Source organism: Onishia taeanensis (assembly GCF_900100755.1).
Classification (GTDB): Bacteria; Pseudomonadota; Gammaproteobacteria; order Pseudomonadales; family Halomonadaceae; genus Onishia; species Onishia taeanensis.
The window spans coordinates 380,411-394,789 of the sequence record NZ_FNCI01000001.1 but is presented as its reverse complement, the minus strand read 5'-3'; the positions used below and the strand labels follow the sequence as shown (position 1 = coordinate 394,789).

General features: G+C 57.7%; 12 protein-coding genes. 7 read left to right on the top strand and 5 right to left on the bottom strand.

The annotated features are described in order from the left end of the window. Positions 1-202: 202 nt before the first annotated feature. The 4 genes from BLR71_RS01780 (at position 203) to BLR71_RS01765 (ending at position 5,129) form a co-directional block, all read left to right on the top strand. The gene (locus tag BLR71_RS01780; RefSeq protein ID WP_092522472.1) at positions 203-1,489 is read left to right on the top strand and encodes an imelysin family protein; all 1,287 of its coding nucleotides are present in this window, start codon (positions 203-205) and stop codon (positions 1,487-1,489) included. Between the two features lie 88 nt (positions 1,490-1,577). After that, the gene (locus tag BLR71_RS01775) at positions 1,578-2,987 is read left to right on the top strand and encodes a di-heme oxidoreductase family protein (RefSeq protein WP_175491597.1); all 1,410 of its coding nucleotides are present in this window, start codon (positions 1,578-1,580) and stop codon (positions 2,985-2,987) included. Further along, a complete protein-coding gene (locus BLR71_RS01770) occupies positions 2,984-4,039 on the top strand; it encodes an imelysin family protein (RefSeq protein WP_245696308.1) in 1,056 nt (351 codons plus the stop codon). The genes BLR71_RS01775 and BLR71_RS01770 overlap by 4 nt, the downstream gene beginning before the upstream one ends. 1 nt (position 4,040) lies before the next feature. Next, complete coding sequence (locus tag BLR71_RS01765) at positions 4,041-5,129, top strand: DUF1513 domain-containing protein (RefSeq protein WP_092522470.1); 1,089 nt, start codon at positions 4,041-4,043, stop codon at positions 5,127-5,129. An 87-nt stretch (positions 5,130-5,216) separates the two neighbouring features. Here the strand turns inward: BLR71_RS01765 and BLR71_RS01760 are convergent, their stop codons facing one another. The 5 genes from BLR71_RS01760 to BLR71_RS01740 form a co-directional block, all read right to left on the bottom strand. Beyond that, positions 5,217-5,636 (bottom strand): GNAT family acetyltransferase, encoded by a 420-nt coding sequence (locus tag BLR71_RS01760; protein WP_092522468.1) that lies wholly within the window; start codon positions 5,634-5,636, stop codon positions 5,217-5,219. Between the two features lie 281 nt (positions 5,637-5,917). After that, on the bottom strand, positions 5,918-6,151 hold the full coding sequence (locus tag BLR71_RS18035; protein ID WP_340147951.1) for a transglutaminase-like domain-containing protein: 234 nt from the start codon (positions 6,149-6,151) through the stop codon (positions 5,918-5,920). A gap of 249 nt (positions 6,152-6,400) precedes the next feature. Continuing rightward, positions 6,401-7,450 carry a hypothetical protein gene (locus tag BLR71_RS01750; RefSeq protein WP_139172519.1) on the bottom strand — a complete coding sequence of 350 codons (1,050 nt, stop codon included), beginning with the start codon at positions 7,448-7,450 and terminating at the stop codon, positions 6,401-6,403. 134 nt (positions 7,451-7,584) lie between these two features. After that, a complete protein-coding gene (locus tag BLR71_RS01745; protein ID WP_217629298.1) occupies positions 7,585-7,815 on the bottom strand; it encodes a hypothetical protein in 231 nt (76 codons plus the stop codon). Between the two features lie 513 nt (positions 7,816-8,328). After that, complete coding sequence (locus BLR71_RS01740) at positions 8,329-9,003, bottom strand: metallophosphoesterase (protein ID WP_245696307.1); 675 nt, start codon at positions 9,001-9,003, stop codon at positions 8,329-8,331. A 365-nt stretch (positions 9,004-9,368) separates the two neighbouring features. Between BLR71_RS01740 and BLR71_RS01735 the strand changes: the two genes are divergently transcribed. The 3 genes from BLR71_RS01735 (at position 9,369) to putA (ending at position 14,098) form a co-directional block, all read left to right on the top strand. Beyond that, entirely contained in the window at positions 9,369-9,740 is a 372-nt protein-coding gene (locus BLR71_RS01735) for a hypothetical protein (RefSeq protein ID WP_092522462.1), read from the top strand. A gap of 107 nt (positions 9,741-9,847) precedes the next feature. Further along, complete coding sequence (locus BLR71_RS01730; RefSeq protein WP_092522460.1) at positions 9,848-10,648, top strand: AraC family transcriptional regulator; 801 nt, start codon at positions 9,848-9,850, stop codon at positions 10,646-10,648. Between the two features lie 258 nt (positions 10,649-10,906). Continuing rightward, positions 10,907-14,098 (top strand): bifunctional proline dehydrogenase/L-glutamate gamma-semialdehyde dehydrogenase PutA, encoded by a 3,192-nt coding sequence (gene putA / locus BLR71_RS01725; protein WP_092522458.1) that lies wholly within the window; start codon positions 10,907-10,909, stop codon positions 14,096-14,098. Positions 14,099-14,379 lie beyond the last annotated feature (281 nt).

Sequence of the window (14,379 nt, the reverse complement as noted above, 5' to 3'; positions counted from 1 at the left end):
TCCATGTCGAGGTCCATTCAAGAACACGAAGCGCCGAGTGGAGCGCGATGAAGCTGCCTGCCGGGCGGGGGGGCCGATTCGGCTCCTCAGATGAAATGCACTTAGAAGCGCGACCAATTCCCATTTGCATAAATCTGAGCATTAACTTACGTTAAGAAACGAAACCGATTCGTCACCAACTGCCAACCCCGACAGGAACCCTATGACTTCCCTGCCCTCTCGCCTGCCACTGACCAACGCCATCGCCCTGGCCGCCGCGATGCTCCCAATGAGCGCTCTCGCTGCGCAGGACACGGTTACCCCAGAGTCGGTCGTCAGCAGCTATGCCGACGTTGCCCAAGCCACCTATGCCGATGCCCTGTCAGCCGCTGAGCAGCTCGACGAGCGCATCGAGGCCTTTCTAGAGGCACCCTCGGACGAGACCCTGATGGCAGCACGCGAAGCCTGGATCGAAGCGCGTGTTCCTTATCAGCAAAGCGAGGTCTTCCGCTTCGGCAACCCGGTCGTCGATGACTGGGAAGGCCAGCTCAATGCGTGGCCACTCGATGAAGGCATGATCGATTACGTCGCCAGTGACGATTACCAGCATGAGCTGGGTAACAGCGGTGCAACCGCCAACATCGTGGCCAACACGTCTATTCAGGTAGGTGGAGAAACGCTCGACGTCAGCGATATCACGCCGGAACTGCTGGCCGGCCTGAACGAGATAGGCGGTTCAGAAGCCAATGTGGCGACCGGGTATCACGCACTGGAATTCCTGCTCTGGGGTCAGGATCTCAATGGTTTCGAAAGCGGCAACGGTGAGCGGCCGGCCAGCGACTACATGAGCGGTGATGACTGCACCCATGGACACTGTGATCGCAGGCGGGCCTATCTCGGTGCAGCCTCTGACCTGCTGGTAGACGACCTAGAGTGGATGGTCGCGCAGTGGTCCCCCGATCAGCAGGACAACTATCGCCAGGAATTGCTTTCTGAGCCTGCCAAGGAAGGCCTGCGGCGAATCCTGTTCGGCATGGGCTCGCTGTCACTGGGTGAGCTTGCTGGCGAGCGCATGAAAGTCGCACTGGAGGCTAACTCCTACGAAGACGAGCACGACTGCTTCAGCGACAACACCCACAACTCGCACTTCTATAACGGCCTGGGCGTGCAGAACGTCTATCTCGGCCACTACGAAAGCCTGGATGGCAGCATCACCCAGGGCCCTTCCCTCTCGGACCTGGTCGCTCAGCAGGACCCCGAGCTTGACGCCACGCTTCGCCATGAGCTCGAAGCGTCCATGGCCGAGTTGGCAGACCTGAAGGAGGCGGCCGAAGCAGAGGACTCGCCAATGGCCTTCGACATGATGATCGCTCCCGGTAATGAGCAGGGCGCCGAGATGATCAACGAGGCCATCCTGGCGCTGGTCACCCAGACGGTCTCTATCGAGAAGGCGGCGGGAAGCCTTGGGGTCACCAGCCTGCAGCCGGACGATGCTGGCCACTCGTTCTGATCACGGCTAATCCCTAATGATGGCCGCCGCCAGCCTCGCTGGTGGCGGCCTTCGCCGTTAAAAAACTTCGTCACTTCAAGGCCTTCCGATGTTCCGACATTCCTCTTCTGCTGCTGTCATGCTCGGCAGCGCCCTGATCAGCTTGATGGCACTGCCGGCACAGGCCGCCTACCCGGTACAAACGACACCGGACAGTGGTGGTGAGGGCTCGGTGGCCCAATTTGACCACAATGCCTATTCGCTTCCTCTGGGCAATATGTCGATGACGAAGCGTCTGGATTTCAGCGTCGGCAATAGCTTCTTCCGCAACCCCTGGGTGGAAGCGCCGGCCAGTACCGATGCGCGTGACGGCCTAGGCCCACTGATCAATACCAATAGCTGTCAGGGGTGTCACATCAAGGATGGCCGCGGCCATCCGCCGAGCGGGCAAGAGCGCGCCGTGTCCCTGTTCCTGCGGCTATCCTTGCCATCGCAAGGTGCCGATCCAGAAACGCTTAAGCGCCAGGGGGTCAATCCCCTTCCCTACTACGGTGGCCAACTGCAAACAGCGGCCATCAGCGGCTTCAAGGCCGAGGCCGACATGCAGGTCAGCTATACCGAGAAGGCCGTCACACTCGATGATGGCGAGGTTGTCTCGCTACAGGTGCCTGAATACCGGATCATCGACCCGGCCTATGGCCCCCTGCCTGACGACCTGCTGACTTCTCCGCGTGTCGCTCCGCCCATGATCGGCCTGGGGCTTCTCGACACCATACCGGCCGAGCGCATCGCGGAACGCGCCGACCCCGAAGACCGAGACGGCGATGGAATCTCAGGGCGCATCAATCGGGTCTGGGATGCACAACGCAATGAGACGGTGCTGGGTCGCTTCGGCTGGAAGGCCGGACAGCCAACCGTCGAACAACAGAGCCTGCGTGCGTTTGCCGATGACATGGGGCTGACATCGAGCCTTTTCCCGCACACCGACTGCAGGCCAAGCCAGAATTGCGAGTCGATGCCCAACGGCGGAAGCCTGGAAGTGAGCGACGATGTGGCCGACTTCGTCTCCTTCTATGCCGCCAGTCTTGCCGTGCCCAAGCGTCGCCATATGGACGACCCGCAGGTGAAGGCCGGTGCCGAGACCTTCAATGAACTGGGCTGCGCCGCCTGCCATACACCTCGGCAGCGTTCGGGCCCGCATGCCACACGGCCAGAGCTCGCCAACCAGACGATTTGGCCTTACAGCGACCTTCTGCTGCATGACATGGGTGAAGGGCTTGCCGATGGGCGTCCGGAATTCGAGGCAACCGGCACGGAGTGGCGCACGCCACCGCTGTGGGGCATCGGGCTCGCCCAACAGGTCAACCCACAGGCTGGCTTCCTGCATGATGGCCGAGCCCGCACGCTGGAAGAGGCGATTCTGTGGCACGGGGGTGAAGCCGAGCCCGCCGCCGCTGGCTACAGGGCCCTATCCAAGTCCAACCGCCTAGACCTACTTCGCTTTCTGGAGTCGCTGTGATACCTAAACTCACCTCAACCGCCTTCATGCGCCATCAGTGGTTCGCCGGCCTGCTGGCCCTTACGGTGGCCACGCCCTTACTGGCAGCGAATACCGATGAGCCGCCCACCCCTCGTGATATCTGGTACCAGGCCATTGGTGACGGCTACGCTGCGCTTGCCAGCGATACGCAGCGACTCGCCGAGCAGGCCAGCGACTATTGCCAGTCGCCGTCAGCGGAAGAACGCGAAGCCCTGGCGAACCAGTGGCTCTATGCTTATGAGGCATGGCAGGCGGTGCGCTTCGTCAACTTCGGCCCCATCGAGCAACAAAGTCGCGCATGGCAACTGCAGTTCTGGCCGGATCGCAAGAACCTGGTGGGCCACAAGGTCTCCGCCTGGCTGAAGGCTGATACAGCCCCAAGCATGCAGTCCATCGCCGATGGCAGCGTCGCGATTCAGGGGTTTCCGGCCATTGAATATCTGCTCTTCGATGAGGCTCTGGGCGCGCCTGAAGCCCTGACGGAACCCCAGGCATGTGGCCTGCTAGCAGCGATTACCCAGCATCTTGAAGCCACGACGCGCCAGCTAAATGACGACTGGCAAGCCTTCGGTGATCACTACCGGGAAACCGACAGCTATACCCGGGCCACTCTGGAAGCCGGCCTGCAAGCCCTGGAACTCGTGGAAGCCAAGCGGCTTGCCGCGCCCCTGGGGATGACAGGCGGAGCGCCGAACGCTTACCTTGCCGAGGCATGGCGCAGCCAGCAATCGATCCCCCTGATCACCGCCAGCCTATCCGGGCTGCAAGAGGACTACCTGCCGGGGTTACGGTTACTGCTGCAGCAGGCAGATCAGCAAGCGCTATACGATGACTTCGCGGCCACGCTCGACGAAGCGATGGATGAAGTTGACGGCATGGAGGGAGGTATCGCCAACGCGCTGGAAGAGCCGGCAGCCCGCTCTGCGGTGCAGGGGCTTTATGTCCAGATTAGCCAGTTGAATTGGCTAGGAAGCAAGATCCTGATCGCGCTGGGGATCACCCGAGGCTTCAACGCCACCGATGGTGACTAACATGTGGCAGCGACGTGAGTTCCTAAAAGCGGCCATGCTCGGGCTAGGCTCCCTCGGCCTACCGGCGCTTTGCTGGGCACAGGGTGAACACCAGGACGCCTGGTTGTGGAGCGCCATCGATGATGCCCAGGGCCACCAGCTCCTCGGCTATCAGCCGTCCACCGGCAACCGTTTCCGCGCCCCTGTGCCGGAACGCTGCCACGGCGGCTGTCGCCGGCCGGGGCAGCCTCAGATAGCACTATTCTCCAGGCGTCCGGGCCGGTTGGCGCATGTACTGGATGGCAACGAGCAACGCGAGGTTACCCGTATTACCGCCGGGCCTGACCATCACTTCTATGGGCACGGCGCTTACTCTCCAGACGGCCGGCTTCTCTATGCCACCGCCAACCGGATCAAGGATAGCGCGGGGGTGATACGCGTCTTCAATGCCGAGAACGACTACGCTCTGGAAGGCGAAATCGACCTCGCCGGCATCGGCCCCCATGAGCTGCGCCTGATGCCGGATGGCCAGACACTGGCCGTTGGGCTTGGTGGCATCCGCACTCACCCTGACTACGGCCGCGTGAAACTCAACCTGGATGATATGGCACCGGCACTCTTGCTGGTGGACCGGCTGAGCGGCGCTATCCTCGAGCGACATGCCCCCAGCCATCATCAGCTTAGCTGCCGCCACCTGGATGTCGCGCCTGACGGCAGCGTGTTGGCGGGGTATCAGTTCCAGGGCCCCGCCTGGGAACAGCAGCCACTGCTGGCGTTTCGCGAACCTGATGGCAGCTTTGCCGAGATGGCCCTGCCGGACGACCTCACCGACACACTTCGCCACTACATTGCCAGTATCGCCATGGCACCCGATGCACCCCTTGCCTTGATCACCGCGCCACGCGGCCACCGAGTGCTGCTACTGGATCGCAACGAAAGACGCTTGATCGCAAGCCATCACCTCCCTGATGCCGCCGGCGCCCTGCCCGACGGCAACGGCGGCTTCTGGGTATCATCAGGCGAGGGAGAGATCTTCCGCGTTCCGGGTGATGGCTCGCAACCGCAGCGGCTCGACGCCCTCGACTTACGCTGGGACAACCATTTGAGCTGACCCACTACGCCTTTGACAGAACGGGCCCCATTCGCCAAGAAAGGGCCCAGGGGAGGCATGTGTCAGGTGGCTTCCGCGAGCACTAGGTTAGGAATCATCTTCCAGGCGTTTACCCAAACTCACGACATCATCATTGCCGTACCCCAGGGAAGAGTAGAACTCGATAACGGCCTTGTTGGCAGAGCGAACCTGTAGATTGATTTTTGGACAGCCTTTCTGCCGGAGCAAGGTTTCAACCGCCCGCATCATGCCTTGACCGTAGCCCTTGCGCTGCTGTGAAGGCTTCACCGCCAAGTAGTTAATCCAACCTCGGTGCCCTTCATAGCCGCCCATTACCGTCCCAACAACGGCCCCGCCCACAACGCCGACCAAGAAAAGCTCAGGATCGACTTTGAGCTTTCTCTCGATGTCTTTGACCGGGTCATTGTGAGGGACGACTAAACCGCACTCCCGCCAAAGCTCCACGACCTCGTCTATGTACCTGTCTTCGAGTGCCTTAATTTCCATTCTTTTCTCGATAATTTTATTGAGCGTTGACGTCGCAATTACGCGTTTTCAGCGCACACTGTTTTGCAAGTAAACGCTAACTAAAAATCCGGCAGGTTGTCTGCCACCTCTTTATAAGTCTTCCTACCTAGAAGGACCTCCATAACAGGCAGTATGGGCTTTGCCCATATCTCCGGAAGATAAGCTTCCCCCTCAGCAATTATCGGGAATGCCAAGCGCTCAACCGGAGGACAGAAATCAGCCGAGACTCCTTCCTTGTTTCCTCGAGCGTCAATTCGATACTAGCCGTGATGCTCAAGGTACAGAGCATTTAAGCCATGCAGGAAAAAAGAGGGCCCATCACCATCATCACTGATGGTTAACCGTTGATAGCAAAGGCCTGCCGGTATTCCATTTGCTCGTAGCAATGCTGCCAGCAGGTGGCTCTTCGCGTAACAGTAACCTGTTCCGTGTTTCAACACGTCGGATGCCTTACATGTGACAGGACCACACTCGTAATCCCAATTATGCTTGATCTGGTCTCGGACGAAGACAAAAATGTCTTTGCAACCATCTCGGGGCTGTAAGCGCCAGCGGCTAATAACTCCACCTTAGCCAACACCTCTGGTGCATCCCAGTCTATATATTCTATCGACTCTAGATATTGATAAAAAATTTCACCCTCTGTTGCTCCTAAAGCTTGCCATCAAAAGCGGAAAATCGGAGCGCAGCGCAGAGTTATCGTTCTTATGAATGGATTTCCCATGCGAAGCCTGAAAGTAAAGTCAATCATTGCCCTGCCTAGCCACAGACACAGACTCAATCCCTTTAGTATCATACTCTGGCATCTTTAACTGCAACTCGTTTGACGCCTTCTCAACATGGTTCATATTTATGCGCTCTATCAATACACTCCATAACTCCTGCCTACTTTCTAAGTCGAGAATTCCATCTACCCCCATGTGAGCGTTACCGAATAGCATGGAATATATTGTAACGGCTTGCAACATTTTAGATTTCTTACCAGCAAGCACCAACTTAACCCAGATTTCTCCAGGAGAGTGGAAGCTAGCCTGTGTTGACAAAGCAAACAAACCTTTTTCAACAAACGAATGGTGCGCCGACTCTAAATCATCTCCATGAATATCGACTTGAGACAAAAAATCCAGCTCGTTTAAATATTCAAAAACTTTCGATAAGTAGTAATTTGAAATCTCTTCCTTTTTGTTTATATTTATTGACAAATGAAGAGTCTCACCCACTTTAAAGCAAGGGTATAAAGTAAAGCATATGCTTTCAACATACTGATCAACAGTATATACTGTCATTGGGGCCCGCAGGCTGTAGTATATGTCTGCTGGAAGATTACTCAACAATATTTCCGGGCCCCAGAGCACATCCCGCCTAAGCTTAAAACTTAGCCCAGCCTCTCTCTCGAAAAGATCCTCTTTATCAGCCTTGTACCTAACTATTTGATCATCTATTCTCGAAGGAGAAGTTATCACCCCAACCCGAACATGCCTTTGGCCCTTTGTGAGCACCCAGTCACCAACTGCCATTTCATTTACAAACGAGTTCACTTGGCCGTAATTATTTGAATTAAAATAACTCCTACCATCAGCTAATGATTTCGTCATCAGCATTCTTAACAAAGACGGTGACCTGACAAAAGGACTGGAAAAAGAAGAGCCTCCGAAAAACTCATCTAAATGCCCGATAGCTATTAAAGAGTTACTAACAAAAGCTTCATAATACTTCCCGGAGTCCGCCTTCACCACCCAATACCTTCTCTTCGCCGGTGGTTCATAAATCTCGGGTGGAGAGTTAAAGTTCACAGAGCGCTCCTATTTGGCAAAATAGCTATCGTAGATCTTTATAAAATTCAACACCCGCAAGAAGCGTGGTTTTTTCGTAGTAAAGGCACAGTCGCAGCGCCCACTTCGCCGCGACTGCGTCCATCAAGGGATAATTACCTTATCTTCCTAGCATACCCCTTTTTTACCACTCTGCCGATATAGCTATTTAAGCCTTGCCCGGCTCTTGCTAGCCTATGCATTTCGTTGATGCTGCCAGCACCGGCACTTTGATTCGTGTATAGATAGACGGAGCCATCACCGAACTGGACGGTGATTTCGCCTGATCCAATTTCGTATGCAACCACATTCGAGTTACAACCTAAATTTTTATAACGCTCCATCATCGCTTCCTCTTTTGTTGGCACCACTTTTATCTAGGGCTAAAATCATTTAACCTGCAAAAAAACGCGCGTTTTCTAACATTAGCGAGCGCGTTCAAGAATGTTTTGTCGACCGCACACAAAGCCGCTAAGGCACTGAATTTTAGCTGAATTAAGTAAAGTTTGGCTGCCCCACACAACACATCGTCCGCGCTGCATAACCTCAATGAACTCGCGTGCTGTCTTCGTCGCCATGGCTGCTTTTGGATGGAAGCTGAAAGCGACAAACCAGCAGAGGCGCATGCCCTAGAAAGGGCAAAGGCAAGGTAACTGGCTATGGTGGGGTTGGCCATTGGGCAGCATCCTTGCGCCGTCGGTAGTCCGTCCAGACTATCGGGCTCCCTCTTGGCTGTCACCCTAACTGGCGAAAGAAATGATGCGTTTTTGGTCGTAGAATCCGTAAAGCGTCCTTCTTGGCTTCGCTTTAAAACTGGATGCAGGCAAAAAGCGCAGCTCGGTGTGTTGATTGCGGTTTGTTCACTCCAGCAACTCGGTTGCTTCGATCACGGTCAGGCGGCCGGTCATAAAGGCGCCGGTGTCGATATAGTGAACATTGCCAAGGGTGGTCAGGTTGCCAACGATGCTGTGCCCGACTACCACCGCATCAATGCCATCGACGGGTGTCGTGTCCCCCGCCTTTATGCGCGAGCGGCGCCAGATAAGTCGCTCGTGGCCGGCGTGGTTGTCTTCAAGCTCAAGCTGTGACCAGTCATCAGGCGGTTCGGCATGCACGATGCCGATACGCTTACCGGCAACGCTAACTTCTCTCGCATAAGGCAGACGGCGCATGGCCTCCCTGAGCACCATCTTCACGTCGCTGGCATCTTCCCTCAGCGACCAGGTACCGCCGTTGATCATCCACAACTCTCGTTTGCGCCACTCCTCCCCGGCGGTGCTGAACAGGGCATCGTAGGCCAGCATTTCGTGGTTACCGCGCACGCCAAAGAACCAGGGCTCGAACGGTAACGAGAGACACTCGAGCGACTGCTCGCCTCGGTCGATCAGATCGCCCACGCTGAATAAGCGGTCCCGGCCTCTATCGAACGCCACGTTATTCAAGGCTTTCATCAGCAGGCGATACTGGCCATGAATATCGCCAACAAAGAAGTCGCGGCCTTGCGTATTGGCGGCATGCTGTTCAAGAAAGCTCACGGCTGGGGCTCCTTCTGCTCGGGCACTTCCGCTTCGGGCTGCGAATGCCTCTATTGCAACACGCTACCTCGCAGGGTCAGCACAACAAAGAGCCTCTTCGCCATCAAGCAGTGCTAGCTCGGCTGAGTAGCGACATGCAGTGCGCTTCTGCTTCCTCTCTCTTCCGCACCCCAGGCTCTTCTACTATAGGGTTGCCCGGCCATGATAAGGTGCTGACAAACGTGGGTGTTGGCAGAGAAGGCTGGCGATAGGGCTTGTGCCATCGCCGCAGGTGCCCTCACGGCCTGCTGAGGGCGCTTTACCTGCCGTATCCGCTTAGCAGGTGCAGTGTTCGCATGTCTATTCCTTATCGGTGAGTGGCTCGCATGGCTACCTTTTTACTGATCTTTGCTGTTTGCTTCCTGATCATCGGCAGTATGGTCGGGATCATGATGATGTCGCGTACGCCGCGCTACCGCACGGAGGCGCATGATCTGATTGCGCTGTTCGACAAGGCGCTCTCCGGCACCCTGACCGAGACCGAATGGAATACCATCATTGGCTACCCGGTGCGTCATGATGAGTTCCTGGAAGGCGTTCGCCGCCGCGCCCAGCACCTGATGGAGGAGCACGGCCGCCCCTGGCAGGCCGCTCAGGGTGGATCGCTGTTTTCCCGCAGTGGGCGTGAAGACCTTCAGGCGCTGCGTGATCACCTCGCTTCCAGAACGGCGCTACGCGAGGCACGCGGACACTCTTAGAAGTGCTTTATCGCAGCACTTTAGTAAGCCTCTGGCCGCTGTCTTTCGCTTGGCAGCGGCGTACAATGGCCACCTGTCCGAATTAATGTGCCGGGAGTGGCAACCCAATGCCCAGCGCCCTTCATCTTTTTCCGCTCGATACCACTACCAAGCACCATGATCACGACTACCACCAGATCGTGATCGGGGTGGATGGTAATGCCGAGTTCGAGATCGAAGGTCTGGGAGGCTCGATCGCCCCTCTCTCTGGATGCATCGTTCCAGCCAATCACGTGCATTATTACGAAGGGGTGGGCGTCAATCGTCACCTCATCATGAACCTGCCATCCGATGCCTTCCCCTTGGCAGGCCAGCACCGTGAGTTCGCAAGGCTGTTCGATGCGCCACTGTTCTTCTCGCTGGATACCTCGCTCACCCACTACCTCGACTTCCTGGTGCAGGAGCTCAGCCATAGGGTAGACGAAACGTCACTGCCCCTGGCGCATCACGAGCTGATGGCGACCACCTTTCTGTCTTGCCTGAGCGTGCGCCTGCAGCCGGCTCAGGTGGTGCCCAGTGGGCAGCAGCGCATTAATTTGGCCTCGTTGGATCGCTATATTCAGCAGCGCCTGTCGCAACGCCTCAGCGTGGCCGATTTGGCACGCCATGCTTGCCTGAGCGAGGCCCACTTCACGGACTGCTTCCGTCAGCAGGCGGGCGTCACTCCTTATCAGTATCTGCTGAACAAACGCCTGCGCACGGTTCAGCATCTACTCCTTTCAACGCGGCTCCCCTTGTCGGAAATTGCCGATCAGACTGGCTTTTCCTCGCAAAGCTCGCTATCACACGCCTTTCGCCGCAGCTTCGGCCACCCTCCCAGCGCCTTGCGCCGCCCTACACAGCCCACCATGCTGAATAACGCTCCCTAAGGCGTTATCCGAAAGTCTAAATACCGACTCACATTCAAAATCTTTCCCGTTTTTTGACAAATCAAGCCGGGAAATTCGCAAGACGCATGCCGCGCACATCACTACATTCGTCCAGTCATGAAACGACCACGGGCAGTTCGTGCCTGCCCTGACGTTTCCTGGGCCACGCTTCACCAGCCGGGTTCCTGCCACCGTCGCAGGCCACTGACGTCATGTCGGCAATGTCGCCCGGTCACGCATTGTCATGGGGTATTCATAATGCTAGACGCTAACAACATGCTGGATAGCACCATTTGGAAGCAGGACCTGGATACGCTGTTTGCCCGCATCAGCGATCATTACGTCGTTGATGAAGAAACCTTCGTAGGCGAACTCGTCGACTTCCTGTCCGCCGATGAAGAAGAGTTCAAGCGGACAGCAAACCAGGCCGCCGAGCTGGTGCGTGAAGTCCGGGAGATGGATACAGCGGTAGATTCCATCGATGAACTGCTCCAACAGTACAGCCTCGATACCAATGAAGGCCTGATGCTGATGTGCCTCGCCGAGGCGATGCTGCGCATTCCGGATAAAGCCACTGCAGATGCCCTGATCGAAGACAAGCTTGGCCCGGCAGACTGGAAGGCCCATGTCGGCAAGAGCGAGTCCTGGTTCGTCAATGCCTCCACCTGGGGCCTGCTGATGACCGGTCGCGTCATCAACCTGGATAAGCCCAAGGAAGGCAAGCCCGCCCACTTCATCAATAAGCTCGTCAACCGCATGGGCGAGCCGGTCATTCGTCGCGCCATGTATGAAGCGATGAAGATCATGGGCAAGCAGTTCGTGCTGGGCCGCGACATCGAAGAAGCGCTCAAGCGCTCCAAGCCGCTATTCGATAAAGGCTACACCTACTCCTACGACATGCTCGGTGAGGCGGCGCGTACCCGCGCGGACGCCAAGCGCTATTTCGACTCCTATGCCGACGCCATCAAGAGTGTGGGCAAGACCAGCCAGCGCCTGTCATCCAAGACACCGTCACCGTCGATCTCCATCAAGCTCTCCGCGCTGCATCCGCGCTATGAATTCGGTCGGCGCGAGCAGATCCTCGAAGAGCTGGTCGGCACCGTGCGCGAACTGGCGGCAATGGCCCGCGATCGCGATGTGGCCATGACCATCGACGCCGAGGAAGTCGACCGCCTGGAGCTGTCGCTGGAAGTCTTCCGTGCTGTCTATGAAAGCGAGACCTGCAAGGGCTGGGGCCACTTCGGCCTGGTCGTGCAGGCGTACTCCAAGCGCGCCCTACCGGTACTGCATTACATCAATCGCCTGTCCGACCAGCAGGGCGACGAAATTCCGTTGCGCCTGGTCAAGGGCGCCTACTGGGATACCGAAGTCAAGGAATGCCAGCAGATCGGCGTCGATGGCTATCCGGTTTATACCCGCAAGGCCAGCACCGACGTTGCCTACCTGGTCTGTGCCAGCTTTCTGCTGTCCGAGAGCACCCGCGGGCGTATTTTCCCGCAGTTCGCGACCCATAACGCGCACACCATCAGCACCATCCTGGAGCTGGCCAACGACGCCAGCCGCCCCTTCGAATTCCAGCGCCTGCACGGCATGGGCGAGGCGCTGTATGACGCCGCGCTCAAGCGTGCACCTCAGGGCACCTACTGCCGTATCTATGCGCCGGTAGGCGCGCACAAGGACCTACTGCCTTACCTGGTTCGCCGCCTACTCGAGAACGGAGCCAACTCCTCCTTCGTTCACCAGTTGGTGGACCCGCGCGTACCGGTCGAGTCGCTTTGCGTGCACCCGGTAGAGACGCTCAAGCAGTACAAGACCTACGCCAATAATCGGATTCCTTTGCCCAAGGATATCTACGGCCCTAACCGCTTGAACTCGAAGGGAGTGAACTTGAACATCAATAGTCAGTACCAGCCGCTCATGGATGAGATGGCGACATTCATGGACAAGGAGTACAACGCTAAGCCGCTCCTGGCCTTCGATGTTGCCGATGACAGCAGTGCCCGTCATGACGTCCTCTGTCCGTTTGATCGCAAGGTCAAGGTGGGCAGCGTGCAGTGGACCAGCAAGGATCAGGCCGCCAAGGCCGTCGACGCCGCCTGGGCGGCTTTCCCGCGCTGGGAGAACACGCCGGTTGCCGAGCGTGCCGCCATCATTCGCCGCCTGGGCGACCTGATGGAAGACAACCTCGCCGAGCTGATGGCGCTGTGCTCCCGCGAGGGCGGCAAGCTGCTGACCGATGGCGTCGACGAGATCCGCGAGGCCGTCGACTTCTGCCGCTACTACGCGACCCGTGCCGAAGAGCTATTTGGAAACGCCACCACCCTGCCGGGGCCCACCGGCGAGTCCAACGAGCTGATGCTGTCCGGCAAGGGCGTGTTTGCCGCCATCAGCCCCTGGAACTTCCCGATCGCCATCTTCTGCGGTCAGGTCGTGGCGGCGGCGGTTGCCGGCAACCCGGTGCTGGCCAAACCGGCCGAGCAGACCTCGCTGGCGGCCAATCGCGTCATCGAGCTGCTTTACGAAGCCGGCATGCCGCGCGACGTCGTGCAGTTGCTGCCGGGCGATGGCCCCACCGTGGGCAGCGTGCTCAGCGGCGACCCGCGCATCACCGGCGTGGTCTTCACCGGTGGCACCGACACCGCTCAGATCATCAACCGTGCGCTGGCCGCCCGTGAAGGCGCCGCTCTGCCGACACTGATCGCCGAGACCGGCGGCATGAACGCCATGATCGTCGACTCCACCGCCCTGCCCGAGCAGGTCGTGGCCGATGTGGTGCAGTCCGCCTTCCAGAGCGCCGGTCAGCGCTGCTCCGCACTTCGCGTACTTTACCTCCAGGAAGACGTGGCCGACCGGGTCATCGAGATCCTGAAGGGCGCCATGGACGAGCTGCATGTGGGCGATCCGCGCAACCTGGGTACCGATGTGGGTCCGGTCATCGATGAGGACGCACGCAAAGGCCTGATGGCGCACATCGAGAAGCTCAAGGGCGAGGGCCGCCTGGTTGCCGAAACCAAGCTCGATCCTGCGCATACCGCCGAGGGCACCTTCGTTGCACCGGTCGCCTTCGAGATCGACAGCATCGATGCGCTGGAGCGCGAACAATTCGGCCCGATCCTGCATATCGTTCGCTACAAGGCCAGCGAGATTGACAAGGTGATTCAATCCATTAACGATCGCCGATATGGCCTGACTTTCGGCGTGCACAGCCGCAACGAATCCTTCGCCGAAGAAATCGCCGAGAAGATTCGGGTAGGCAATGTATACGTAAATCGTAATATCATAGGCGCCGTAGTCGGCGTTCAGCCCTTTGGTGGTCAGGGGCTTTCGGGCACCGGTCCTAAGGCGGGTGGGCCGAATTATCTGTTGCGTTTCGCCACAGAAAAGACCCTGACCATCAATACCGCCGCCCTTGGCGGCAACGCGTCGCTACTCGCGATGGGTGACGAATAACCCGAGTTGAGTAGTCTGCCATGCGGGGTGATGACACCTCGCATGGCGGAAACGTACGAAAAGGCCTTGTCGATCGTCTAGTCTGTAAGTGACGCAGGGCCCTTTCGGCGTTGGACAACAAAAAAACTGCAAGAAGGACGACGCAACATGATGGAAAAAAACTAGCCCCCGGCTTTACCTTCGCGCTCTACCTAAAGCAGGTGAAGAGAAAAGCGTTACAAAAACAATGCGTGCCACTACCGGATTCTGTACGGTAAAGGCACTAACCGGTCGGAACGAGT